Here is a 23,690-nt window from a genome sequence, read left to right on the forward strand (position 1 = left end):
GTGTCACGGCCCTCATGAGGCCCTCACATCGAAAGCAACCTTGACTGTTCCCAGTCGGCCGGCGGAGTGCGCATGGTCGAGCGCCTCGCGCCAGCGGTACAGCGGGTAGCGGGCCCCGACGATCCCGTCCAGCGGGGCCCGGCCGGCGAGTTCCAGCGCGGTCTCGAACGCCGGGCGGCCGTTCGGCTCCTCCCGTGCGGAGGCGTACGTGCCGGTGACCTCGAGCTCGCGGAACCACACCGGCGACAGGTCGGCGCCGCTGGCCGGCATCCCGGACAGCACCACGCGGCCGCCGGCCTTGGTGACCCGCAGCACGGTGTCGATCGAGTCCTTGCTGCCGACCGCGTCGACGGCGACGTCGACGCCGCCGAGCAGGAACTCGCCGCCGCTGAAGTCCTGCTTCAGCCGGAACGCCCCGGTCGCCCGCCGTACGCCGCGGAACACCTCGTCCGGCGCCACGACATCGCTGGCCCCGAACGCGCGCGCCAACTCGCGCTGCTTCGGGTGCTTGGCGACCACGGTGATCCGTCCGGCCTGCGTCAGCTCACGCAACGCGAGCGTCGCGAACAGCCCGACCGCACCGGCACCGCTGACCAGCACGGACTGTCCCGGCTCGACCTTGGCCCGCAGCGCAGCGTGTACCGCACCCGCCAACGGCTCGACCAGTACGGCGCGCTCGTCGGACATCCCGTCCGGTACGGCGTACAACTGGCTGCGATGCGCGACCATCAGGTTGCCCCAGCCGCCGCCGGTGTCGCGGCAGAACCCGGTCTGCAGACCCGGCGCGACATGGCCGACCGTGATCCGGTCGCACCTGTTGGTGTTTCCGGACACGCAGCCCTCGCACGGCTCGACGCCGCGCGCCGCGCAGGTCAGGACGCTGTCCATCACCACGCGGGTGCCCTTCGGCAGGTCCTCGCAGTCGTCGAGCAACTCGCCGACGATCTCGTGACCCGGGACGAACGGCAGCGACACGACCGCGGAGAAGTACAGCTTCGTGGCGCCGGTGACCATGCCGAGGTCCGAGCCGCAGATGCCGGACAGGATCGGCCGGATCCGCGCCCAGCCCTCCCGCTCGGCCTTCGGCTCGTTGATCGTGACGAGGCGCAGCGGGGCGGCCGGTCCGGTCAGGATGCCGGGGATACGGCCGCCGACCGCCTTGGCCGCCAGGTACTTCGCCGGCGACCGGTACATCTCGAGAGCGAGCATCATCGAGCGTTCACCCCGGGGAGCTCCAGACGGGACGATGTGGACGGTGTCTTCCAGTCGACGATCTGCCAGCGCGCGGCCCGGGCGGCCCGGAACAGCGACACGTCGGGCGAGACCGCGACCGGGTTGCCGACCGCTGACAGCATCGGCAGATCCGAGTGGCTGTCCGCGTAGGCGTACGACTTGGACAGGTCGATGTTGGTCTGCCGCGCGTGGTGCTTGAGCCAGGCGGCCCGCGACTCACCGACCAGCGGCGGGCCGGACAGGAAGCCGGTGCAGCGGCCGCGGTCGTCGACAGCCAGCTCGGCGGCGACGATCTCGTCGAACAACGGCTCCAGCGGACGGGTCAGCGGCCGGACCGCCCCGGTGATCAGGATCGTCTTGTGCCCCGCGGCGCGGTGCTCGCGAATCCGGCGTACGGCGGCGCCGCTCAACCGTTCCAGCACGTGCTCGGCGAGGATCTCGTCGACGATCTGGTTCAGCTCCTCCAGATCCGCGCCGGCGTACCGGCGGTAGATCGTGCGGAGGAACGTGCCGCGGTCCTTGCGCTCGGCGGCGATCAGCTTCGGGAGCTTGCGGAGCATCGCGCCGATCTCGCCGGCCCGCTGCGGGCCGTCCAGCTCGGGCAGCCGCATCCACAGGTAGGTCTCGATCACGTTCGACGACAGCAGCGTGCCGTCCATGTCGAACGCCGCGACCACCTTCGCCTCGGACGGCTCGACCTTCTTGAGGACCCCCGCGGACTCGGCGAGCGCCTTGTTCCGCTTCTTGCGGACGACGTCCAGCCGGCGCATCGACTCGGTGACGCTCGGGCAGTGCAGCTCCTGCAGGTAGTACTGCCAGTCGACGACCGCGGTGTCGCAGGCGAACTTCTCCTTGTCGTCGCCTTCGAGTGCGTTGTGCAGCGCGAGCACGTTGTCGTCGATGAACTGCAGCTCCGCCTGTGCGTACTCGGAGTACAGGTCCATGTAGCGGCGCAGGAAGTCGAGGCGGCGCTTCTGGACGTCGAGCTCGCGGGCGTACTTCCGGGTCCGCTCACCCCGCGGGATGGTGGTGATGATCTTGTCGGCGATCTTGTGTGCGCGTTCGCCGTACCTGAGCATGCTCTCGACCGAGTCGCCGCCGGGGAACTTCCACACCGGCAGCCGGACCGCGCCGCGCTCGCCGAGGTCGAAGGGATGCTTGGAGAAGTACGCGCGGACGCCCGCGTACAGCTGCTCGAACGTCAGCGGGTTCCGGGCGCCGGAGCCGATGTGGTAGTACTCCGGCTTGCTCAGCTCGGGCTCGGTCGCCATCACCGCGCAGATCGCGCCGACGACGTGGTCGACCGGGATGATCTCGATGACGGAGTCCGGCGACGCCGGGAACTCGGGCAGCTCGCCGCGGCCGTAGGCCAGGATCAGCGGCTCGGCCATCTTGAAGCCCTCGATCCAGCCCGGGTGCGGGCTCTGCAGCGCGGACTCGATGATGGCCGGCCGGACGATCGACGTCGGCAGCTTGCCGGAGAACTCCTCCACCACGCGCTCGCCGAGCGCCTTGGTGAACGTGTAGCAGTCGGTCCAGCCGAGGCTGCGGGCCCGCTCGGTGCCGGTCTCGACCAGCCGCTTCGCGACCCATTCGGTACGCCGCCGCTCGGTGTCGGCCGCGGCCGTCAGGTGACCGGCGCGCCGGTGCAGCTTCTCGGCCTCCTTGCGGAACTTCGCCAGCATCGGCGCGGACCGGGACTGCTCCTCGATCCGGGACTTCATCGCCATCCCGGCCTCGGCCTCGGTCCGCCAGTCGACGAGGTGGTCGACCGGGGCCTCCGGGATCGCACCGCGCCGGCGGCCGGCCGTGTAGGCGGTGGAGATGTGCACGTAGTGGACCTGCCGGCCCGTTTCGACGATCCGCTCGAGCAGGCTCTTGGTGCCGAGCACGTTGGTCGTGAACGCCTCGTGGATCGGCGGGTCGAAGCTCACGTCGCCGGCGCAGTGCACGACGATGTCGAGATCCTTCGGCAGCTCCGGTACGTCGGACAGGTCGCCGTCGATCACCTGGATCCGGGCGGCCGACAGGGCCTCGGCGTCGGCGTACTCCGTGCCCTCGCCGTAGAACGGCTTGAAGATGTCCTTCCGCAGCAGCTGCGCCATCCGGTCGGTGCCGGTCATCGAGCCCTTCGGCCGGATGATCGCGACCACGGTGGTGCCGGGAAGCTCGCCGATGATCCGGTGCAGCAGCGCCTCACCGACGAAGCCGGTGACACCGGTGACCAGGACCTTCTTGTCCTTGAGCTTGTCCTTGAGCTTGCCGCGCACACTCACTTGTCGCCTCCACGCGTGAGCTCGAGTGCCTGTTCCAGGGTGAACGCGCCGGCGTAGAGCGCTTTGCCGACGATGACGCCCTCGACGCCGTCCTTGACGAGCGTGCTGAGAGCTTTGAGATCGTCGAGGCTGGAGACGCCGCCCGACGCCACGATCGGCTTGTCGGTGCGTGCGCACAGGTCGCGGTACAGGTCCAGGTTCGGGCCCTGGAGCATGCCGTCCTTGGTGACGTCGGTGACGACGTAGCGCTCGCAGCCGGCCGTCTCCAGCCGGGCGAGCACCTCGTACAGGTCGCCGCCTTCCTTGGTCCAGCCGCGGGCGGCCAGCGTGCGGCCGCGGACGTCCAGACCGATCGCGACGCGGTCGCCGTACTGCTGGATGATCCGGTCGCACCACTGCGGGTCCTCGAGCGCGGCGGTGCCGATGTTCACCCGGCGCGCGCCAGTTGCCAGCGCTGCCTCCAGGGAGTCGTCGTCGCGGATGCCACCGGACAGTTCGACCTGTACGTCGAGCTTGCCGGTCACCTCGGCGAGCAGCTCACGGTTGCTGCCGCGACCGAACGCCGCGTCCAGGTCGACCAGGTGGATCCACTCCGCACCGGCGTCCTGCCACGCCATCGCCGCCGCCAGCGGGTCGCCGTACGACGTCTCACTGCCGGCCTCGCCCTGCACCAGCCGAACCGCCTGACCGTCCGCCACATCGACGGCAGGCAGCAGCACCAGGTTCTCAGACATGGCCACACCCTAGAGGGCGATGCGGAAAGATTCGTAACCCGGAGGCCTCCTGAGTCGTTTAAATCCGATCTGTCTCAGCAATACCAGTCTGTCCAGTGGTATTACGCCTAGGCTGGGCGGGTGGTGACCGTCGAACAACTCGAGAACGATCCGCATCCGACCCTCGCGCAGATCCGGCCGATCGGGTGGATCGAGGCACTGAACAGCTGGGTCGTCACGTCGCGCGCACTCGTGCTGACCGTCCTGCGCGATCCGGACACGTTCACGGTCGACGATCCGCGATTCTCGACGGCCCAGGTGGTCGGCCCGTCAATGCTGTCCCTGGACGGCGGCCTGCACAAAGCGCACCGCGATCCCTTCGAGTCACCTTTCACCCTGGCCGAGACTCGTCGTCGCTTCACCGGCCCGGTCCAGCAGACCGTCGAGGAACTGATGGCTGCCCTGAAACAGCCTGCTGATCTCCGCACCGGGCTGGCTGGTCCGTTGTCCGTCGCGGTGGTCGCGATGTCGCTCGGCCTGCCGCCGGCGTCGGCCTCGACGGTGCTCGACTGGTACACCGCGATCTCCGCCTCCGTGTCCGGCGTCTCCGCCGGTCGCCCGGTCACCGCCGAAGGCGCCGCCGCCTTCGCCGAGCTGCACAAACATGTTGCCGCGGGCATCGACTCGTCGGACTCCCTGGTCGCCACGGCCGCGCACGCCGGGCTCGGCGTGGACGAGGTCGTCGCCAATGCCGCCGTCCTCATGTTCGGCGGGATCGAGACGACCGAGGGCATGATCACCAACGCGCTCTGGCACCTCCTGACGCATCCCGAGCAGCTCGACCTGGTGCTGGCCGACCCGTCGCTGCTGCCGAACGCGATGGAGGAGTCGCTCCGCCTCGAACCGGCCGCCGCCGTCGTCGACCGCTACGCCACCCGCGACATCGAGCTTGCGGGCCGGGAGATCCGTCGTGGCGACATGGTGACCGTGTCGCTGGCGGGTGCCGGTCGTGATCCCGAGGTGTTCGAGTCGCCGGACGACTTCGACGTACGGCGGGCCAACGCCCGTCGCCATCTCGCCTTCGCGAGCGGACCGCACATCTGTCTCGGCATGCACCTGACGCGCCTGGAAACACTCGTCGCCCTGGAGGCCGTCCTCGAACTTCCCGGGCTCCGCCTGGCCGCGGACTCGCCTCCGCCGCGCGGGCTGGTCTTCCGCAAGCCGTCGGCGTTGCGGGTCAGCTGGGACGCGTGAGCACGAGCATCGTCGCGGAGTAGACGGGCATCGGCCGGTCCGGATCCCGCTCCGCGTCCTCGGCGAACATGGCGAACCCGGACTCGATCTCGTCCGCCGGCAGATGCTCGAACGTCGACAGCGCACGATGGCTGAGCCGCTCGTACCGCTCCCGCAAGGTGCGCGGCTCCTCGGCGGTGATCTCGACGACGTCGTCGCCCGGCGTCAGCCCGGCCTCGACCGCAAGCGCCTGCGTCGCGGACAGCGAGAGGTACATCGCGGCGTCGACCTCCCGCGCGGACGGGAAGTACTCGTACCAGAACAGGTCCGGCATCAGGTCCGCGAACTGCGTGCGCAGCAGCGCCACTCCCCCGGGCCGCAGCACCCGGCGTACCTCACGGAGTCCCTGCAACGGATCCGGGAAGTGATGGAACGACAGGAACATCAGCACCGCGTCGACCGATGCCTCAGGCAACGGAATGTCCTCCGCGGCGCCCTTCAGGTAGGTCACCCCCGGATGCGGGGCCTCCTCGGCCGCGGCACGCATCCGGTCCGACGGCTCCACGCCGTACACCTGGCCCTGGAACCGCGCGGCCAGACCCGGGGTGAGCCGACCGGTCCCGCTGCCCAGGTCGAGGACGTCCAGCGGGCGCCGCTGCGGGAGGTACGTCGCGAAGGCGCTGGTCCAACGCTCTACCTCGGCGGGCGAGATGCCGCGGCCCGCGACGTACACACTGCCCATCCGACCGTTGTAGTCGACCATGACCCGAGGTTATCCGCCTTGGCCGAGCATTGCCGCGAAGGACAGGAGTGCCGCTAGCAGTGCTAGGACTGCGGCGGCGTACGCGAGGATCGTCGTGGACAGCGCAAAGGTGCGGCCGCTGGGCCGGTCACGTGCCTCCTGGCGGACCGCATGCGCACAGCGCACCGCTGCGATGCCGACCAGCAGGCCAGGTACGGGTTGGAGCAGAAAGCCAGGGGCGTCGAACGACGGGTCCGAGTACGCGAGGTCGTACATCGTCGTGAAGGCGGCCCAGATCACCAGTGGCGTGGACAACGCGAGCAGAACGGCCGCCGGGGCCGCCGGCACCCAGAGCGGTCCATCGGCGTTCGAGGGATTCACCCACGAACCGCCGCGACGGCGGCTCGCGGCGAGCACCGCGGCCAGGCCGAACGCGACCAACCCGATGAACGACCACAGAGCGACGTTGTCCCGTTGCACGGCCCCCACCTCCCCCGCGGCCTACGGTACAGACGCGGTGTCAGGCGAAGAAGACGTCGTACGCGAGGCGCAGGATCAGCGCCGAGACCACGACCAGGAAGATCACCCGCACGAACTTGCTGCCGCGCGCGACCGCCGTCCGGGCGCCGAGCAGACCGCCGAGCATGTTGGCGGCCCCCATGATCAGGCCGAGCCGCCACAGCGGTGCGCCGTTCAGCGCGAACACCGCGATCGCGCCCAGGTTCGTGGCCACGTTGGCGATCTTCGCATTCGCGCTCGCCTGCAGGAAGTTGTACCCGAGCAGGCCGACCAGCGCGAAGATCAGGAACGATCCGGTCCCCGGCCCGACCGCGCCGTCGTAGAAGCCGATCAGTACGCCGACGCCGCCCGCCGCGAGGTAGTGGTCGCGGCCGTCGAACCGCAGCGCGGTGCGGGCGCCGAGGGACGGCTTCATCGCGGTGTAGATCGCGACCGCCACCAGCAGCACCAGGACGATCGGCTTGAACCACGACATCGGGATCCTGGTCGCCACCAGGGCACCGGCCGCCGCCCCGAGTCCGGCCAGGATCGCCATCGGGAGCACGGTCTTACGGTCCGGCCGCACCTTCACGCCGAACGTGACCGCACTGGTCGTCGTACCGAACAACGACGAGATCTTGTTGGTCGACAGGATCTGCGCCGGCGACGCGTTCGGCAGCCCGAGCAGCATCGCGGGCAGCTGCAGCAACCCGCCGCCGCCGACCACCGCATCGATCCAGCCGGCCGCGAAGGCGGCGACCACCAGGAACAGCAAGGTCAGCAACGAGACATCAGGCACAGCAGCAAGTCCTCACGGCCCGATGATCCGGTAAGGGCGTAGTACAGCTCAACCCTTACACCGCGGAGTGAGAGCCATGACACCTCATCCGGGAGAATGGCAGGGTGAAGTTTCTACTGCTGATCCACAACAACCTCGAGGCGCTCAAAGGATTCACCGAGGACCAACTGGTCGAGCTGTCCGGCGGGCGGGAACACGTCGCGACGCTCGCCCGCGACCTGCTGAAGACCGGTGAGCTGGTGTCGGTCCTCGGGCTGAACGAGCCCGGCGAGGAGAAGGACGTCCAGCTCGTCGCCGGTACGCCGGTGATCTCCGACCGGCCGTTCCTGGAGACGAAGGAGTACCTGGCCGGTGCGATGGTGCTGCACTGCGCGTCGGTCGAGCGAGCGCTGGAGATCGCGGCGATGATCCCGCTGGCGCAGTTCCGGCGCGTCCAGTTGCGGGAGATCCGGCTCGACCAGGACGACTTCCTGGCGGAGCTCGGCGAGTAGTTACAGCCCATGAGTGAGCTCGAGGCGGCGATCAGGGCGGCGGCGCCGCGGGCGCTGGCCGCGCTGGTCCGGCGGTACGGCGTGTTCGACCAGTGCGAGGACGCCGTACAGGAGGCGCTGCTCGAAGCGTTCGTGCAGTGGCGTGCGAACGGCGTACCGGAACAGCCGATCGGCTGGCTGATCAGTGTCGCGTCGCGGCGGATGATGGACGGGTGGCGGCGGGACAACGCACGCCGGCAGCGCGAGCTGAACGACTACCTGCGAGCGCCGGACGATCTGTACGACCCGGACGACTACCGCGAGGACGCCGACGACACGGTCCGGCTCCTCGTGCTGTGCTGCCACCCCGAGCTGACACCTGCATCGCAGATCGCGCTGACGTTGCGCTCGGTGGGCGGCCTGACCACGGCCGAGGTGGCTGCCGCTCTGCTCGTCAGCGAGACCACCGTCGCCCAACGCATCAGCCGCGCGAAGCGACAGCTCAAGGACGCACGTTTCGAGCTGCCGACGGCCGAGGAGTACGACGTGCGGATGCGCGCCGTACTGCAGGTGCTCTACCTGATCTTCAACGAAGGGCATACCGCCAGCGCGGGCGACTCGTTGCAGCGCGTGGATCTGGCCGAGGAGGCGCTCCGGATCACCCGCCTGCTCTGTCAGGCCACCGGCGAGGCCGGAGAGGTGGCCGGCCTGCTGGCGTTGATGATCCTCACCCACGCCCGCCGCGACGCGCGGACCGGCCCCGGTGGCGATCTGATCCCGGCCGATCGACAGGACCGATCCCGCTGGTACGCCGACGAGATCGCCCAGGGCGTCCGCATCGTCGAGGAGACACTGCGCTCCGGCCCTCTCGGCCCGTACCAGCTGGAGGCGGCGATCGCGGCCGTGCACAGCGAGGCCGACTCGGTCGAAACCACCGACTGGGAACAGATCGCCGGGCTCTACCGGATCCTCGAGAAGATCGACCCAAGTCCGATGGTGACGCTCGGGTCCGCCGTCGCGGTCGCGATGACCGAAGGCCCGGACGCCGGGATCGCGATCGTCGAAGACCTCGCCGACGACCGGTACCTCGGGGATCACCACCGCCGGCTGTCCGTCCTCGCCCATCTCCACGAGCTCGCCGGCCGCCCGGACCTGGCCCGCTCCAACTACCTCGCGGCACTGGAGCGGACCCGGAACACGGCCGAGCAGAACTACCTCCGCGACCGCATCGCCCACCTCATCAGATGACGGCGCCCGCCCGTCCACTCTGGACGCGGCGGCACGCTCAAGGGACTACGGAACACGTGGCCGGGGTCGACCGCCTGCTTGAGTGCGGCCAGCCGGGCGCGGTGCTGCTCCGGGAAGCAGCTGTCCAGGTCCGCGTCGGTCGGGTCGGAGATGAAGTTCTGGTACGCGCCGTTCGGATTCATCGACCGCCACAGGGCGTCGAAGTCCTTGGGCTGCTGGGTTCCCTGCTGTTCGGGCGATCCCATCAGCACCGAGTTGACCAGGAACCGCGCGTCACGGTGCGCGAACGCGGTCGCGTCCGCGGGCATCGCGCCGTACGCACCACCGAGCGACCGGATCTCGATCGCGAGTCCCGGGATCCGCGGGCGGGCCTCCAGCAGTCTTTGGCTCAGGTCCGGCGACCAGGCGTTGTAGAAGCCGTTGCGGATCCGCGGGCGCCAGTCCGCCGGCATCGACATGTCGGAGAACACGTCGGCGTACGGGACCTCGGACACCTTCTCGGTGATCATCGAGCCGAGGTGACGCAGCGGTTCCAGTGCCGCGTCCACATCACCGGTCACACACACCATGATCGCGACCGGAACCTGCCGGTCGGCCATCATCGTCGGCGCCAGTTGCAGCGACGACGTCAGCTCCTCGGGCGCGTCCGCGGCGTACTCCGCCCAGCCCTCGAGCACCTGCTCCGCCTGTGTCCACGGGTACAGCAGGGTGCCGAAGTGCACGGTGGGTCGGCGTACGGCGCTGATGTCGTACGACGTGACCACTCCGAGGCTGCCCGCTGCACCGCGGAGTCCCCAGAACAACTCCGAGTCCGTGGCGGCGTCGACCCGGCGTACCGAACCGTCCGCGGTGACCACCTCGGCCGAGACCACGTTGTCGATCGCCAGCCCGTGCTTGCGGACCATCCACCCGATGCCGCCACCGGCCATCAACCCGCCGACACCAACGCTCGCCGTGTCACCGGACGAGATCGCCAGACCGACCTTGCCGAGCCGCTCGGCGACGCGGCCCCAGGTCGCGCCGGTGCCGATCCGGACGACGTCGTCCGGCAGCAGCCTGACCTCGTCCATCGGCCGTACGTCGATCACGACGCCGCCGTCGTTCGTGCCGAACCCGGCCGCGTGGTGCCCGCCGCTGCGGACCGCGATCGGCAGGTCGTTCGTCTCGGCGTACTTCAACGCCGCCACCACGTCGTTCGCGCTCGCACACCGCACGATCACCTGCGGCCGGCCCTCGGCCGTCATCACCCGCCCGGCGTCCGGGTACCCCGCGTCCCCGTCCACCAGCACGTCACCCGCAACGGCCTGCCGCAGCCCGTCGATCCCCCGCCCATCCAGCACAGATTCCCTCATCGCCAACTCCCTGTCTCCCGGACGCCCCCTCAGGCGCCACACCCCGGGATCGGAGCCGACCGACGTTCCTCGACATCAAATGCCGAAGAAAATATGCCGGAAAATCCGGCCCGCTCCCTCATGGGGAACGGGCCGGAAGGTTCAGCTGCGGACCGTGGTGACCAGGTGGTCCACGACGTCGGCGAGCGGGACGTCTTCGCGGTCGCCGGTGCGGCGGTTCTTGACCTCGATGGTGCCGTCGGCGAGGCCCTTGCCGACCACGGCGATGGTCGGTACCCCGATCAGCTCGGCGTCCTTGAACTTCACGCCGGGCGACACCTTCTCGCGGTCGTCGTAGATCACCGTCAGGCCCCGGGACTCCAGCTCGGCGGCCAGCTCGGCGGCCTTCGCGAAGAGTTCCTTGTCCTTGCCGGTGGCAACCAGGTGCACGTCGGCGGGCGCGATCTCGCGCGGCCAGACCAGGCCGAGCTCGTCGTGGTTGCCCTCCGCGATCGCCGCCACCGCGCGGGTGACCCCGACGCCGTACGAGCCCATGGTGACCGTGACGAGCTTGCCGTTCTGGTCGAGGACCTTCAGGTCGAGCGCGTCGGCGTACTTGCGGCCGAGCTGGAAGATGTGGCCCATCTCGATCCCGCGCGCGGTCTCCAGCACACCCGAACCGTCCGGCGCCTCGTCGCCGTCGCGGACCTCGGCGGCCTGGATCGTCCCGTCCGCGGTGAAGTCCCGGCCGTGCACCAGGTTGACGACGTGGAACCCGGGCTTGTCCGCACCGGTCACCCACGCGGACCCCTCGGCCACCCGCGGGTCGAGCAGGTACCGGATGCCGGAGGTGTTGTCCTTGCCGAGCACGCCCGGACCGATGTAGCCCTTCGCGAGCGACGGGTACTTCTCGAAGTCGGCCTCCTCGAAGGCGACCACCTCGGCCGGCTCCACCTGCGCGCCGAGCCGCTTCTCGTCGATCGCGCGGTCCCCGGGGACGCCGATCGCGAGCGGCTCGCGAGTGCCGTCGGGGTGCACCAGCATCACGAGCACGTTCTTCAACGTGTCCGCGGCGGTCCACTCGCGGCCGTCGGTCCGCGCGTGCTTCGCGTTCATCGCGTCCACGAGCGTGTCGATGGTCGGCGTGTCCGGGGTGTCCACGACCTCGGCGGCCGGTACGCCGGACGCGTCGACGGGCACCGACTGCGGCACCACGACCGCCTCGACGTTGGCGGCGTACCCGCCCGGCGAGCGGACGAAGGTGTCCTCGCCGTTCTCCGCGATCGCCAGGAACTCCTCGGACCGCGAACCGCCCATCGCGCCGGACATGGCCTGCACGATCACGTAGTCGAAGCCGAGCCGGTCGAAGATCTTGATGTACGCCTCGCGGTGCTTCTCGTACGACGCGGCGAGGCCGTCGTCGTCGACATCGAACGAGTACGAGTCCTTCATCACGAACTCGCGCCCGCGCAGCACGCCTGCCCGCGGCCGTGCCTCGTCGCGGTACTTGTTCTGGATCTGGTAGATCGACAGCGGAAGATCCTTGTACGACGAGTACAGGTCCTTCACGACCAGCGTGAACATCTCCTCGTGCGTGGGGCCGAGCAGCATGTCGGCGCCCTTGCGGTCCTTCAGCCGGAAGATGTTCGGCCCGTACTCCGTCCAGCGGCCGGTGGCCTCGTAGGGCTCGCGGGGCAGCAGCGCCGGGAACACCAGCTCCTGCGCGCCGATCGCGTCCATCTCCTCACGGACGATCCGCTCGACGTTCCGCAGGACGCGCAGGCCGAGCGGCAGCCAGGTGTAGATACCGGGCGCGGCCCGCCGGATGTACCCGGCGCGGACGAGCAGCTTGTGGCTCGGGACCTCCGCGTCCGCCGGGTCCTCGCGAAGGGTGCGGAGGAACAACGACGACATACGCAAAATCACGGGAGTCTCCAAGCGTGCAAAAGTAGCTGACCGGACGTCACAGAGAATATCGGTCCGGCGAACATGCTCTCACCACGTTATCCACAGGCGCACACCGGCTCATCAGAACAGGATCGTCGCGAACGTCTCGATCGTGCGGAACCCGACGCGCTCGTACGCCGCCCGCGCCGGCAGGTTGAAGGCGTTCACATAGAGCGTCACCACCGGGCTGATCTGCCGGGCCAGCTCGACCACGGCCGCCATCCCGGGCGCGGCCAGCCCGCGACCGCGGTACTCCGGATCCACCCAAACGCCCTGGATCTGGCACACGCCCGATCCGACCGAGCCGACCTCGGCCTTGAACACGACCCGTCCGTCCTCGATCCGCGCGAACGCGCGCCCGGCCCGGATCAGCTCCGCGACCCGCGACCGGTAGAACGTCCCGTCCGGCCCGGTCTGCGGCGGTACGCCGACCTCCTCGGTGTACATCGCCACGCACGCCGGGTAGAGGATCGGCAGCTCGACCGGCTCGACCGCGCGGACCAGCGGATCCGGTGCGATCGACGGCGGCCCTTCGATCACCATGAACGGCTGGTCGTCGCGCACCTCGCGGGCCGGTCCCCAGTGCGGCTCGAGAATGTGCCACAGCTGCTCGACCGCGCGGGCCTGCCCGAGGATCTGGAAACAGTTCCGCCCGCGGCGCATCGCGTACGCCGCGAACGCCCGGAGTGCCGCGTCGTCGGCGCCGACCGGCACCATGTTCCCGCCCGCGTGACACAGTGCCTCGAGCGCGCCTTTCTCGACGTACCCCCAGACCTCCGCACCGCGCCGCGGGTCGAGTCCGGACGCCTGCACGAGGCTGTCGACGAACACGTTGATGACCGGATCGCGAGCGATGACCGCACGCGCCGCCGCGAGGTCGCGAGGACCGAGAACCCGTACGCCCACGCGCAGAACCTAGCGGATCATCGACACCTCCGTATGCAACGGGGGCCGCAACGGGGCCGGGTCAGCCGGCCTGCGGCTCGTGGTCCGCGGCGATCCGGCGCAGCGGCGACGTCCACGCGAACACCACGCCCGCGCAACCGAACAGACCCATCAGCACCATCCCGGTCCGCGGCCCGAACGCGTTGCCGAGCAGTCCGCCGGCGACCGATCCGATCGTCCACCCGACACCCCAGGACAGCATCCGGCCTGCCGTGTTCACCCGGCCGAGCAGGTTCTCCGGCGTGACCTGCTGCCGGTACGACACCGCGTTGACGATCACCAGCACGTACGCCGAACCCCAGACCAGCAACGCCAGCGCGGCCACGATCCAGTTGGGCGACAACGGCGAGAGCACTCCGAGCAGCGCCGACACCGGCAGCGCGTACAGCGTGATCGCCGCGGGCGGCATCCGCCGCAGCAGCCGCGGGAGGCTGAGCGCCGCGATCAGCCCGCCGATCCCCCACACCCCCCACACCAGTCCGAAGCGGACTCCCGACGTACCGATGTCGAGGACGCGGTCGCACCACACCACGATCAGCGCCATGAACCCGCCGCCCGCGAAGGACTGCACGCTGCCGATGACCGTCATCGTGCGAACGCCCGCGTGCCGGATCAGGAAGCGCAGGCCGTCACCGATGTCGTTCAGCACCACCTTCGGCCGTAACGGCGGCTGCCCGTCGCGGGACTCCGACATCGCCCGCACGATCCCGCGGACGGCGAACGCGGACGCCGCGAAGCTCAGGGCATCGAGCGTGAGCAGACTGGCCGGATCGAGTACGGCGAGGAGCAGACCGGTCGCCGGCGGGACGAGCAACTCGATCAGACTCGACGCCGTCCAGACCGCGGAGTTCGCCTGGGCCACGCGGGCGCGGCCGACGAGGACGGGCAGCGCGCCGAAGTTCGCGCCGTCGAAGAACGTGTAGACGGCCTGCACGGTGAACGCGACGATCAGCACCTGTACGACGGTCAGCACACCGAGCAGATGCGCCGCCGGCACGGAACCCACCAGGACCGCGTTGATGGCCTCCGCGGTCACCATCGTGCGCCGCCGGTTCCAACGGTCCGCGAGGGCGCCGGCGAACAGACCGGCCAGCAGGTACGGCGCGGACTCGAGCGCGGTCACCACCGCGGTCAGCATCGTCGACCCGCTGAGCCGGTAGACGAGCACCGGCAATGCGATCGCCGTCACCATCGACCCGGTGATCGACAAGGCGCGAGCCGACCAGTACCGCCGGAAATCCGGATCGTCGCGCAGCCTGCCAGGCGCCACCGTCGTCATGACGCGCATCCTGCAACTTCAGGTCCGGTCGAGGTCAAGACATCAGGCTTCATCCGTGGACTACCACGAGCTGACCGTCCGGGTCGACGATCTCGAGGCCGGCCTCGGTACGGGACCCGCCGACACGGCGCTGCACGTCGTCTAGGTCCTCGGTCGTGGTCAGGTCGAGTCGTACGGCGAAGTCGCCGTCGGCCGGCCCAAAGCGGACCACCGTCTGCACGCCGAGCGCGCCGAGGAACCGCTGCCAGGGCGCCTCGTCCGCTCCGGTCAGGTACGGCGTGACCGACCAGCGATCGTCCGGGGCGGCGTCGTGCAGCTTGTACCCGTACAGATCGTCGCTGCGCTCGTCGACCCAGATCACCACCCCCTCGGGCCCACTGACCGACAGCACCCGCCCGTACGCCTCGTCGAAGACCGTCGCGTCGACGAACCCCACCTGCTCCAGGCGGTCCTTCAACTCGTCGAGCTTGTCCGCCTCGAACGACAGCGTCGTCTGCCCCGGCTGCCCGCCCGTCGAACTCGAGGCCGCATCGTGCAACGCGACCATCCCGCGACCGGTCAGCATGTCGACCCATCCCCCGCGCTCGGACTCGATCCGCGACCGCAACCCCAGCCTCTCCAGGAACGCCTGCATCGCCTCCACGTCCGCCGTGAACCGCAGCGGCCTGATCACCGCGTTCTCCAGGTCGTTCATCCCCGGGCCTCCCCATGGTTGTCGAGGTACTCAGCCAGCGCCTGCTCGACGAGCGCGGACAGACTCGCCCCGTCGTCGATCGCCTTGTGCTTCACCCGCCGCACCAACTCCGGCGGCAGGTACACGTTGAACTGCACCTTCTTGTCACCAACATCGACCATGGCTATATTGCTAGCATCCTAGAAAGCCAACCGTCAATCCTCAGGGAGTCCGACAATGAATCTCCGCTTCGACCACCTCGGCCTACTGACGGACAGCCGCGAGAAGAACCAGGACATCGCCGACTTCTTCACCGGCGTACTCGGCCTGGAAGTCTCCGGCAACGCCGGCGAGGGGTACGCCGAGGTGAAGGCCGGCGCGATGACGATCGCCCTGCACACCGGCGCGATGATCGACGACTTCGGGACCCACGGCGGGACGCTCCTGCAGTTCAGCAGCGACGACGTCCGCGCCGACGTCGAGGATATCCGCGGCCGCGGCGGCAACATCGCCCTCGAGCCCGTCGACACCGACTGGGGTACCACGTCGGCCTACGTACGTGGCCCCCACGGCGTCCTGGTCGAGCTCTACCAGTTCAACGGCTCATGAGCGGGTTGATGTGGAACCTGCTCGGCAGGTTGGTGCGCCGAGGAGCTGCCCCGCCGGGGATCGAGCGCCCCGGCGGCGGGTGGATCAGCGCCTTCGCCTACCTCTCATGGCCGCTGCGGAGGTGAGACTTCTACGACAAGTACCTGCTGGACGACGCCGTCGGTGACCAAGTTCGGGATCATCGACACGTCACAGCGCTTGTGGAGGGCAACGAGGTCTACGTCCCGTCGTACGCGAGCACCGTCTGGACTGACGTCCACGGCGACTGGCGAGTCGCCTTCCACCAGCAAGCAGCCCTTTAGACCGCGGTCAGCAGCGCGTCGTCCAGCTCCTTGAGCAGCTTGGCCTTGGGGCGGGCGCCGACGACGGACCAGATCATTTCTCCGTGGTGGAAGAGGATGAGAGTGGGCAGCGCCATCACCCGGTAGCGGGCGGAGATCGCTGGGTTCTCGTCGGAGTTCAGCTTCACCACGGTCAGCTTTTCGTTGCGTTCGACACCGATCTGGGCGAGGACCGGGGCGATCTGGTGGCACGGCGGGCACCACTGCGCCCAGAAGTCCACCAGCACCGGCTTCTCGGACCGCAGCACCACCTCGTCGAAGGTGGCCTCGTCGACACTTCGCAGATCGCTCATCTCGTCCTCCAGTTCTCGGCATCGGTCAGGAGGTCGGTCAGCCGCGCCCGCAGATCGGTCAGTTCGGCGATCCGCCGGTCCACTTCCTCGATCCGGGTCCGGTACGCCGTCAGCGGTGCGGGGCACACGTCCGCGCGCGCATTGCCGGCCCGCAGGCACTCGATGAACGGGTACGTCTGCTCCGCGGTCAGCCCGAGGCTCAGCAACGCCTTCACCTCACGCACGACGACCACGTCGTCCGGCTCGTACGACCGGTACCCGTTGGCTTCCCGCCGCGGCTTGAGCAGTCCCTGCGACTCGTAGTACCGCACCGCCTTGACCGTCACACCGGCCTCGGCCGCCAGATCACTGATCCGCATCCCGCCTCCTTCACCCCGACGCTAAACCTTGCCCCCAGGGTCAAGGTCAAGCCAGCATAATCCGATGCACCTCGCCACCTTCCGCGATCCCACCCTGAGTCCCGGCGGCCGGACGATCACCCGCACCGCCGTCCGCGGCGTACTCGCCCGCGGCCCCGAGCTGCTGCTCCTCAGCTCGCGGCACGGCGACTACAAGTTCCCCGGCGGCGGGGTCGAGCCCGGCGAGTCCTTCGAGCAGGCACTGCGCCGCGAGTTCCGCGAGGAGTGCGGGTACGACGGCGTTCTCGTCGGCCCCGAACTCGCCACGACCCGCGAGGAGGTGCCGGCGATCGACGTCGAGTACGACGTGTTCGCAATGACGTCGTACTACTTCACCTGCTCAGGCGGCGTCGCCGATGCCGCACAGGATCTGGAGGGCTACGAGGCCGAGCTGGAGCTCGCACCGGTGTGGATCACGGTGCCTGACGCGTTGGTCGCCAATCAGCAGGTGCTGGCGAGCGGGGTCGGCGTGATGCGCTGGCTGGTGCGCGAGATCGCCGTACTGGAATGGCTCAGCGAGCGTTCTCGCTGACCCACTCCCCCAGCACCTTCGCGCTGGCGTCGACCAAGGCCGGCCAGTCGAGTGCCGCCTCATCCGCCGAGTCCGACACGTGCTTCACGACCCGCACAGGTACGCCGTACGCCTGGCACGCGTACACGACGCCGTACGCCTCCATGTCCACCAAGTGCGCCCGCTCCGCCAACCGCGCCCGTACGACGGGATCCGTCACGAACACGTCCCCCGACGCCAGCACGGTCCCGTCCCCACCCTCAACAGCCAACTCATCCTGCGGATCCAACCCAATGGCCCGGACCGCCTCCGCGTTCACGTCGTGGTTGATCACCATGCTCGGCAGATACAACCCGGACAGTCCGTCCCGCAGTGCGCCCGTCGTACCGACGTTCAACACCACCAGCCCTGTGGTGTCCCGCTCCGCCAAGGCCCTCGCGGTAGCCACCGCCGCCGCCGTCTTCCCGACCCCGGTGACGACGACGGGCAGTTCGTCCGGGACGTAGCGCGCTTCTGCGCGGATGGCGCTGACGATCAGATAACTGGTCACCCGCCGAAGCGTAGTCGGCGGGTGACCAGTTCTCCGGAGATCAGGGGAGCTTGACATACGGCGCGAGGAAGGACCGTGCCGACGGGGTGTCGGTTCGGTAGACGACGTTTGTCGCGTAGCAGGGAGAGTCACCGGTGATGGTGGTTGCGGCGAGGACCAGCTTGCCGCCGATCGTGACGAAGTTCGGGCCGCCCGAGTCGCCGTAGCAGGCGCCGCCGTTGCCCTGCGGCTCCGTCATGGCCAACCGGACCCAGGTCTTGTTCAACGCGTTGAAGTCCACCGGCGCCTTCATCCGAACGCCGCCGCCGGGATGCGTCTGGCCACCCGGACCGTTGACGGCCTCCTGGGTGCCGTAGCCGACCACCAGCCAGGACGCGGCATCGAGCGCCCGGCTACCCAGCTTGTCCAGCTGACCCGCGCTCGGCAGCGTTGCCGGTGTGAAGCTCCAGACGTCGGCGGGATCGGTCGCGCGGTTGGCGAAGTCGATCACTCCGATGTCGTGCGCGTCGGCCGAGTTCCCCGGGTACGCCGGGTCCTGGTGGGTGTCGCCCTCTACCGCGTGATGGTTCGTGACGAACGAGGCCGCGGTCTGCGCGGGGGTCAGGCCTTGGGCCGCGGCGTTGTCCAGGAGCGTCTGGACGTCCTGGTCGAGCGACACGTAGAACTTGGTCCCGGCCGGCCAGTCGTCGGTGCAGTGCGCAGCCGTCAGATAGGTGTCGCGGTCAACCATCGTGCCACTGCACACCCAGTCGAACCGATCCGGTACGCCGTCACCGGTGTTGTCCCACAACGCCAGGAACGCCCCGACCTCCGTCCGCTCCGGCGCCGGCGTCGCGTTGTACGAGTTGATGGCCGCCGCCGGCACGGTGGACGCACACACCGCCGCACCGATCGCCAGCACGGTCAGGATCTTCTTGCGCATGGAACCTCCCAGGGGGCACGAACAGCGGCACACTACGCCGCCGCCTGCCCCCGGAGAAGCTCTGAAGACCCACCGGCCCCACGTCGGAGGGAACCCTTCGCAGCGGTGGGACGAACCCTTCGCCCGGGTCGGTCAGCTGACGCTGACGGTGGGCTCGCCGGGCTCCGTGGTCTCCATCTGTTCGGCGATGCGCATCGCCTCTTCGATGAGGGTTTCGACGATGGCGGATTCCGGGACGGTCTTGATGACCTCGCCCTTGACGAAGATCTGGCCCTTGCCGTTGCCGGAGGCGACGCCGAGGTCGGCCTCGCGGGCCTCGCCCGGGCCGTTCACGACGCAGCCCATGACGGCGACGCGGAGCGGGACCTCCATGCCTTCGAGGCCGGCGGTGACCTGCTCGGCCAGGGTGTAGACGTCCACCTGGGCGCGGCCGCAGGACGGGCAGGAGACGATCTCGAGCTTGCGCTCGCGCAGGTTCAGCGATTGCAGGATCTGCAGGCCGACCTTGACCTCCTCGACCGGCGGCGCGGACAGCGAGACCCGGATCGTGTCCCCGATGCCCTTCGACAGAAGTGCACCGAACGCGACCGACGACTTGATCGTGCCCTGGAACGCCGGGCCGGCCTCGGTGACCCCGAGGTGCAGCGGCCAGTCGCCGCGCTCGGCGAGCATCTCGTACGCCTGCACCATCACGACCGGGTCGTTGTGCTTGACCGAGATCTTGAAGTCGTGGAAGTCGTGCTCCTCGAACAGCGACGCCTCCCAGACGGCCGACTCGACGAGCGCCTCGGGCGTCGCCTTGCCGTACTTCTCCAGCAGCCGCTTGTCCAGCGATCCCGCGTTCACGCCGATGCGCAGCGACGTACCGTGGTCCTTCGCGGCCTGCGCGATCTCCTTGACCTGGTCGTCGAACTTGCGGATGTTGCCCGGATTCACCCGTACGGCGGCGCACCCGGCCTCGATCGCCGCGAACACGTAGCCCGGCTGGAAGTGGATGTCGGCGATCACCGGGATCTGCGAGTGCTGCGCGATCTCCGCGAGCGCGTCGGCGTCCTCCTGGCGCGGGCACGCGACCCGGACGATGTCGCAGCCCGCGGCGGTCAGCTCGGCGATCTGCTGCAGCGTCTTGTTGACGTCGTGGGTCGGCGTGGTCGTCATCGACTGCACCGAGATCGGCGCGTCGCCGCCGACCAGTACGCTACCCACCTTGATCTGACGAGTCTTCCGACGTGGCGCCAGCGTCGGAGGCGGCAGCGCGGGCATGCCCAGGTTGATGCTCATGTTTCCTTATCCGTTGAACAGCTTGATGGGGTTCACGATGTCGGCGATGACGAGCAGCACGCCCATCACCACGATCACACTCGCCGCGACGTACGCGATCGGGAGCAGCTTGGCCACGTCGACGTACCCGGGGTCCGGCCGGCCGAACAGCTTCGCGAGGCCGCGCCGGACACCTTCCCAGATCGCGCCGATCATGTGACCGCCGTCCAGCGGCAGCAGCGGGATGAAGTTGAACAGGGCGAGGAACAGGTTCAGCGAGGCGAGCAGCAGGATCAGGGTGGCCGCCTTCGCGCCGACGTTCAGGTCGCTGGAGGCGATCTCGCCCGCGACCCGGCTGGCGCCGACGACGCTCATCGGGCTGTCCTGGTCCCGCTCGCCGCCGACGATCGACTTGGCGACGCCGACCAGCTTCTCCGGGAACCGGCCGAGGGCCTGGATGGTGCTGACCGTGTAGCCGCCCATCTTGTCGAGCGCGTAACCGACGCTCTGCCGCTCGATCTTGCTCTCCGGCGAGACCCCGAGGAACCCGACCGAGACGTACCTGTCCGACCCGGGCTTGTCCAGGACCTGGTTGACGATCGTGCTCGTGTGCAGGGTCAGCTGCTGACCGTTGCGCTCGACAACGATCGTGGCGGGCTTGTCGGTGTTCGCCCGGATCAGCGGCGTCAGCTGGTCCCAGCTGGTGATCGTGGTCCCGTTGAACGCGACGATCTTGTCGCCGACCTGGAACCCGGCCTGCTTGGCCGGCGAGACCTTGTCGCCGTCCTGGCACTTGCGGTCCGGCTTCGCCTGGTCGGCGGGAATCACGCAGTCGGTGACCGTCGAGATGGTGGTCTGCGCGACGCTGTCGCCGTAGATCGTGAACAGCCCGGTGAAGAGCACGACCGCGATCAGCACGTTGACCAGCGGCCCGGACGCCATCACGATCAGCTTCTTCCACCACACCTTCTGGTAGAAGAGCCGGCCGTTGTCCTCGGGCGAGATCGTCTCGTACTCCGCCGTACGGGCGTTCTCGACCATCGACTGGATCGGGCCGGTGTTGGCCTTGCGCACCTTCGTGGGGTCCTGGCCCTTGGCGGGCGGCATCATGCCGATGATCCGGACGAAACCGCCGGCCGGGATCGCCTTGATGCCGTACTCCGTCTCGCCGCGCTTCACCGACCAGACGGTCCGCCCGAAGCCGACGAAGAACTGCGTGACCTTCATCCCGAACGCCTTCGCCGGGAGCATGTGGCCCATCTCGTGCAGCGCGACCGAGATCAGCACCCCGGCGACGAACAGCACGATGCCGAGAATGGTGAGAAGCACACTCATGCCTGCTGGTTCTCCTGTACGCCAGTGATCTCACGGGCCCGCTGCCGCGCCCACGCGTCCGCGGCGAGCACGTCGTCGACGGACAGTTCCTCATACGAGGGTACGTCGTGATCGGTCACGACCCGCGCCACTGTGTCGACGATCGCCACGAACGGTAGCCGCCCGTCGCGGAACGCCTGCACACAGACCTCGTTCGCCGCGTTGAACACGGCCGGGGCGGTCCCGCCGCGGGTCCCCGCCTCCCGGGCCAGCTGGACCGACGGGAACGCCGTGCCGTCGACCGGCTGGAACGTCCAGGTGCTCGCCTCGGCCCAGTTCCACGGCGGCGAAGCGTCCGGTATCCGGTCAGGCCAGCCGAGCGCGAGCGCGATCGGCACCGTCATCGTCGGTACGCCGACCTGCGCGATCGTGGCGCCGTCGAAGAACTCGACCATCGAGTGGATCGCCTGCTGCCGGTGGACGACCACGTCGATCCGGTCCATCGGGATCCCGAACAACAGGTGCGCCTCGATCAGCTCGAGGCCCTTGTTGACCAGCGTGGCCGAGTTGATCGTGACGACCGGCCCCATCGCGAAGTTCGGGTGGTCCAGGGCCTGCTCGACGGTCACGTTCTCCAGCTCGCTCCGCGGCCGGCCGAGGAACGGGCCTCCGCTCGCGGTCAGGAGCAGTTTGCGGACCTCCTCCGGCGTACCGCCGCGCAGGCACTGCGCGATCGCGCTGTGCTCGGAGTCGACCGGGACGATCTGCCCCGGTTTCGCGCGCCGGGTGACGATCGGGCCGCCGATCACCAGCGACTCCTTGTTGGCGAGCGCCAGTGTGTTCCCGGCGTCCAGCGCGGCCAGCGTCGCGTGCAGGCCGACCGAGCCGTTGATGCCGTTGAGTACTACGTCACACGGCAGCGCCGCGAGCTCGCTGGAGGCGTCCGGCCCAGTGACGATCTTGGGAATCCGGAACTCGCCCTGCGCGTATCCCTTCCGCTGCGCCTCGGCGTAGAACGCCAGCTGCAGGTCCTGCGCGACCGTGGCCTTGGCCACCGCCACGACCTCGACCCCGAACTCGAGCGCCTGCTGCGCGAGCAGCGCGACGTTGTCGCCGCCGGCGGACAGGGCCAGGACGTGGAAGCGGTCCCGGTTCCGTCCGATCAGCTCGAGCGCCTGAGTGCCGATCGAGCCGGTCGAGCCGAGGATGACGACGCTACGCGGGTTCACGGCGCCATTGTTCCAGGTCAGGCCACCGGTTCAGGACAGCAGCAGCCGGAACGGGAGCGTTCCGAGCCGGATCTCGTCCCCGTGGGTCACCATCGCGGTCACGATCGGTACGCCGTTCACCATCGTCGCGTTGGTCGACCCCAGGTCCCGCAGCTCGTAGCTGGTCGCGTCGATCCGCAGGAGCTCCGCGTGGTGCCGGCTGACCTCCGGGCGGTCGAGGATCAGGTCACATTCCGGTGCGCGGCCGATCCGGGCCAGGTCGAGCAGCGGTACGACGTCGCCGTCCGGTCCGACCAGTGCGGGCTGCGGTCCGGTTTCCAGGGCCTCTGCGATCTCCGTCACGCCCGCGGTGCGGATCGACAGCGAGACGATCAGGTCGTCGCCCTTGTCCACGTGCAGGTTGTGCTGAGCGCCGTACCCCTGCAGCAGGTCGCCGTACTCGTCGATGACGACAGCGGAGACGTGGTAGTACCCCGGCGGCAGCTGGGCGTACGCCGCTGCGCCGAGGGACGTGGTCAGCACGACAGCGTCGTACTCGCGGTGACTGATGTCGGTGATCGTGACGAGGACGGGGCTGTTGGCAGTGAGATGTGCCTCGGCGCCGGTGTCACCCGGGGTGAACTCGACAGTGACCATCGGAGCCGGCCGGAACTCGTCCAGCCCGACCAAGCGGTCCACCGCGGGCACGGTGCCGGTCGGAATGGACAGCGGGACGTACTGACCGTGTGACCGCACCAGTACGTCGAGCTGCGGCCGCGGCCACCCGTTGCGGCGGGCGAGCAGGTACGCGGGGACCATGCCCTTGCTGAAGATGAAGGCCACATCTCCGACAACAGCCCGCACGAATCCGCTGACAGGTTCCATCGACACCCCCAG

General features: G+C 69.1%; 25 protein-coding genes. 5 read left to right on the forward strand and 20 right to left on the reverse strand.

Translation table 11 applies throughout. From position 1 onward, the window contains the following. Positions 1-12: 12 nt before the first annotated feature. Genes EV137_RS05895 through priA form a run of 3 tightly spaced genes read right to left on the reverse strand, consistent with a single transcriptional unit; the run spans position 13 to position 4,243 of the window. A complete protein-coding gene (locus EV137_RS05895) occupies positions 13-1,212 on the reverse strand; it encodes a zinc-dependent alcohol dehydrogenase (protein WP_133998297.1) in 1,200 nt (399 codons plus the stop codon). Next, positions 1,209-3,509 carry an HAD-IB family hydrolase gene (locus tag EV137_RS05900; protein WP_238175115.1) on the reverse strand — a complete coding sequence of 767 codons (2,301 nt, stop codon included), beginning with the start codon at positions 3,507-3,509 and terminating at the stop codon, positions 1,209-1,211. The genes EV137_RS05895 and EV137_RS05900 overlap by 4 nt, the downstream gene beginning before the upstream one ends. Continuing rightward, positions 3,506-4,243 carry a bifunctional 1-(5-phosphoribosyl)-5-((5-phosphoribosylamino)methylideneamino)imidazole-4-carboxamide isomerase/phosphoribosylanthranilate isomerase PriA gene (gene priA, locus EV137_RS05905; protein ID WP_134127017.1) on the reverse strand — a complete coding sequence of 246 codons (738 nt, stop codon included), beginning with the start codon at positions 4,241-4,243 and terminating at the stop codon, positions 3,506-3,508. Before priA ends, EV137_RS05900 begins: the two co-directional genes overlap by 4 nt. A 120-nt stretch (positions 4,244-4,363) precedes the next feature. On the opposite strand from priA, the gene EV137_RS05910 reads away from it, so the two are divergent. Then, a complete protein-coding gene (locus EV137_RS05910; protein ID WP_134127018.1) occupies positions 4,364-5,476 on the forward strand; it encodes a cytochrome P450 in 1,113 nt (370 codons plus the stop codon). Here EV137_RS05910 and EV137_RS05915 read toward each other — a convergent pair. From EV137_RS05915 to EV137_RS05925, 3 genes are read right to left on the reverse strand one after another with little or no spacing between them, the layout of a single operon-like run. Beyond that, positions 5,460-6,218 (reverse strand): class I SAM-dependent methyltransferase, encoded by a 759-nt coding sequence (locus EV137_RS05915; RefSeq protein WP_134127020.1) that lies wholly within the window; start codon positions 6,216-6,218, stop codon positions 5,460-5,462. The genes EV137_RS05910 and EV137_RS05915 overlap by 17 nt on opposite strands. A 9-nt stretch (positions 6,219-6,227) precedes the next feature. Beyond that, entirely contained in the window at positions 6,228-6,677 is a 450-nt protein-coding gene (locus EV137_RS05920) for a hypothetical protein (RefSeq protein ID WP_134127022.1), read from the reverse strand. Between the two features lie 40 nt (positions 6,678-6,717). Further along, positions 6,718-7,494, reverse strand: coding sequence for a sulfite exporter TauE/SafE family protein (locus EV137_RS05925; protein WP_134127024.1), 777 nt, complete (start codon positions 7,492-7,494; stop codon positions 6,718-6,720). A gap of 104 nt (positions 7,495-7,598) precedes the next feature. On the opposite strand from EV137_RS05925, the gene EV137_RS05930 reads away from it, so the two are divergent. Then, the gene (locus EV137_RS05930) at positions 7,599-7,985 is read left to right on the forward strand and encodes a YciI family protein (protein WP_166679784.1); all 387 of its coding nucleotides are present in this window, start codon (positions 7,599-7,601) and stop codon (positions 7,983-7,985) included. Positions 7,986-7,994: 9 nt separating this feature from the next. Beyond that, positions 7,995-9,212, forward strand: coding sequence for an RNA polymerase sigma factor (locus EV137_RS05935; protein ID WP_134127028.1), 1,218 nt, complete (start codon positions 7,995-7,997; stop codon positions 9,210-9,212). Here EV137_RS05935 and EV137_RS05940 read toward each other — a convergent pair. The 6 genes from EV137_RS05940 to EV137_RS05965 form a co-directional block, all read right to left on the reverse strand. Beyond that, positions 9,176-10,564, reverse strand: a complete 1,389-nt coding sequence (locus EV137_RS05940; RefSeq protein WP_134127030.1) for an FAD-binding oxidoreductase — start codon at positions 10,562-10,564, stop codon at positions 9,176-9,178. The two genes, EV137_RS05935 and EV137_RS05940, sit on opposite strands and share 37 nt — an antisense overlap. A gap of 141 nt (positions 10,565-10,705) precedes the next feature. Next, complete coding sequence (locus tag EV137_RS05945) at positions 10,706-12,469, reverse strand: proline--tRNA ligase (protein ID WP_134127032.1); 1,764 nt, start codon at positions 12,467-12,469, stop codon at positions 10,706-10,708. Positions 12,470-12,571: 102 nt separating this feature from the next. After that, positions 12,572-13,396 (reverse strand): GNAT family N-acetyltransferase, encoded by an 825-nt coding sequence (locus EV137_RS05950; protein ID WP_133998327.1) that lies wholly within the window; start codon positions 13,394-13,396, stop codon positions 12,572-12,574. Positions 13,397-13,457: 61 nt separating this feature from the next. After that, on the reverse strand, positions 13,458-14,714 hold the full coding sequence (locus EV137_RS05955) for an MFS transporter (protein WP_166679785.1): 1,257 nt from the start codon (positions 14,712-14,714) through the stop codon (positions 13,458-13,460). A 49-nt stretch (positions 14,715-14,763) separates the two neighbouring features. Beyond that, positions 14,764-15,408, reverse strand: a complete 645-nt coding sequence (locus tag EV137_RS05960) for a VOC family protein (protein WP_134127036.1) — start codon at positions 15,406-15,408, stop codon at positions 14,764-14,766. Further along, on the reverse strand, positions 15,405-15,569 hold the full coding sequence (locus EV137_RS05965; protein WP_133998336.1) for a ribbon-helix-helix domain-containing protein: 165 nt from the start codon (positions 15,567-15,569) through the stop codon (positions 15,405-15,407). The genes EV137_RS05960 and EV137_RS05965 overlap by 4 nt, the downstream gene beginning before the upstream one ends. Positions 15,570-15,624: 55 nt before the next feature. Here EV137_RS05965 and EV137_RS05970 point away from each other — a divergent pair, with 55 nt between their 5' ends. Continuing rightward, a complete protein-coding gene (locus EV137_RS05970) occupies positions 15,625-15,996 on the forward strand; it encodes a VOC family protein (RefSeq protein WP_134127038.1) in 372 nt (123 codons plus the stop codon). Positions 15,997-16,294: 298 nt separating this feature from the next. Here the strand turns inward: EV137_RS05970 and trxA are convergent, their stop codons facing one another. Then, positions 16,295-16,630 carry a thioredoxin gene (trxA, locus tag EV137_RS05975; protein ID WP_133998342.1) on the reverse strand — a complete coding sequence of 112 codons (336 nt, stop codon included), beginning with the start codon at positions 16,628-16,630 and terminating at the stop codon, positions 16,295-16,297. Continuing rightward, complete coding sequence (locus EV137_RS05980; protein ID WP_134127039.1) at positions 16,627-16,989, reverse strand: MerR family transcriptional regulator; 363 nt, start codon at positions 16,987-16,989, stop codon at positions 16,627-16,629. The genes trxA and EV137_RS05980 overlap by 4 nt, the downstream gene beginning before the upstream one ends. A 64-nt stretch (positions 16,990-17,053) precedes the next feature. Between EV137_RS05980 and EV137_RS05985 the strand changes: the two genes are divergently transcribed. Next, on the forward strand, positions 17,054-17,560 hold the full coding sequence (locus tag EV137_RS05985) for an NUDIX domain-containing protein (protein WP_134127041.1): 507 nt from the start codon (positions 17,054-17,056) through the stop codon (positions 17,558-17,560). Here EV137_RS05985 and EV137_RS05990 read toward each other — a convergent pair. The 6 genes from EV137_RS05990 to EV137_RS06015 form a co-directional block, all read right to left on the reverse strand. After that, a complete protein-coding gene (locus tag EV137_RS05990; RefSeq protein ID WP_133998348.1) occupies positions 17,541-18,089 on the reverse strand; it encodes a nucleosidase in 549 nt (182 codons plus the stop codon). The two genes, EV137_RS05985 and EV137_RS05990, sit on opposite strands and share 20 nt — an antisense overlap. A gap of 40 nt (positions 18,090-18,129) precedes the next feature. Next, entirely contained in the window at positions 18,130-19,011 is an 882-nt protein-coding gene (locus EV137_RS05995; protein ID WP_134127044.1) for a trypsin-like serine protease, read from the reverse strand. A 132-nt stretch (positions 19,012-19,143) separates the two neighbouring features. Next, positions 19,144-20,292, reverse strand: coding sequence for a flavodoxin-dependent (E)-4-hydroxy-3-methylbut-2-enyl-diphosphate synthase (gene ispG, locus EV137_RS06000; RefSeq protein ID WP_133998354.1), 1,149 nt, complete (start codon positions 20,290-20,292; stop codon positions 19,144-19,146). A 6-nt stretch (positions 20,293-20,298) separates the two neighbouring features. Next, positions 20,299-21,606, reverse strand: a complete 1,308-nt coding sequence (locus EV137_RS06005; RefSeq protein ID WP_134127045.1) for a M50 family metallopeptidase — start codon at positions 21,604-21,606, stop codon at positions 20,299-20,301. Then, the gene (gene dxr / locus EV137_RS06010) at positions 21,603-22,814 is read right to left on the reverse strand and encodes a 1-deoxy-D-xylulose-5-phosphate reductoisomerase (RefSeq protein WP_134127046.1); all 1,212 of its coding nucleotides are present in this window, start codon (positions 22,812-22,814) and stop codon (positions 21,603-21,605) included. Before dxr ends, EV137_RS06005 begins: the two co-directional genes overlap by 4 nt. A gap of 30 nt (positions 22,815-22,844) precedes the next feature. After that, a complete protein-coding gene (locus tag EV137_RS06015) occupies positions 22,845-23,678 on the reverse strand; it encodes an FHA domain-containing protein (RefSeq protein WP_134127047.1) in 834 nt (277 codons plus the stop codon). Positions 23,679-23,690 lie beyond the last annotated feature (12 nt).

The organism is Kribbella pratensis (genome assembly GCF_004366075.1).
Lineage (GTDB): Bacteria > Actinomycetota > Actinomycetes > Propionibacteriales > Kribbellaceae > Kribbella > Kribbella pratensis.

Coding starts and splice junctions, on each gene's coding strand:
- ispG (WP_133998354.1), bottom strand. CDS start 20,292: ATGAGCATCAACCTGGGCATGCCCGCGCTGCCGCCTCCGACGCTGGCG.
- EV137_RS05995 (WP_134127044.1), bottom strand. CDS start 19,011: ATGCGCAAGAAGATCCTGACCGTGCTGGCGATCGGTGCGGCGGTGTGT.
- EV137_RS05955 (WP_166679785.1), bottom strand. CDS start 14,714: ATGACGACGGTGGCGCCTGGCAGGCTGCGCGACGATCCGGATTTCCGG.
- EV137_RS05940 (WP_134127030.1), bottom strand. CDS start 10,564: ATGAGGGAATCTGTGCTGGATGGGCGGGGGATCGACGGGCTGCGGCAG.
- EV137_RS05965 (WP_133998336.1), bottom strand. CDS start 15,569: ATGGTCGATGTTGGTGACAAGAAGGTGCAGTTCAACGTGTACCTGCCG.
- EV137_RS05970 (WP_134127038.1), top strand. CDS start 15,625: ATGAATCTCCGCTTCGACCACCTCGGCCTACTGACGGACAGCCGCGAG.
- EV137_RS05915 (WP_134127020.1), bottom strand. CDS start 6,218: ATGGTCGACTACAACGGTCGGATGGGCAGTGTGTACGTCGCGGGCCGC.
- EV137_RS06005 (WP_134127045.1), bottom strand. CDS start 21,606: ATGAGTGTGCTTCTCACCATTCTCGGCATCGTGCTGTTCGTCGCCGGG.
- priA (WP_134127017.1), bottom strand. CDS start 4,243: ATGTCTGAGAACCTGGTGCTGCTGCCTGCCGTCGATGTGGCGGACGGT.
- EV137_RS06015 (WP_134127047.1), bottom strand. CDS start 23,678: ATGGAACCTGTCAGCGGATTCGTGCGGGCTGTTGTCGGAGATGTGGCC.
- EV137_RS05935 (WP_134127028.1), top strand. CDS start 7,995: ATGAGTGAGCTCGAGGCGGCGATCAGGGCGGCGGCGCCGCGGGCGCTG.
- EV137_RS05985 (WP_134127041.1), top strand. CDS start 17,054: ATGCACCTCGCCACCTTCCGCGATCCCACCCTGAGTCCCGGCGGCCGG.
- trxA (WP_133998342.1), bottom strand. CDS start 16,630: ATGAGCGATCTGCGAAGTGTCGACGAGGCCACCTTCGACGAGGTGGTG.
- EV137_RS05980 (WP_134127039.1), bottom strand. CDS start 16,989: ATGCGGATCAGTGATCTGGCGGCCGAGGCCGGTGTGACGGTCAAGGCG.
- EV137_RS05895 (WP_133998297.1), bottom strand. CDS start 1,212: ATGATGCTCGCTCTCGAGATGTACCGGTCGCCGGCGAAGTACCTGGCG.
- EV137_RS05960 (WP_134127036.1), bottom strand. CDS start 15,408: ATGAACGACCTGGAGAACGCGGTGATCAGGCCGCTGCGGTTCACGGCG.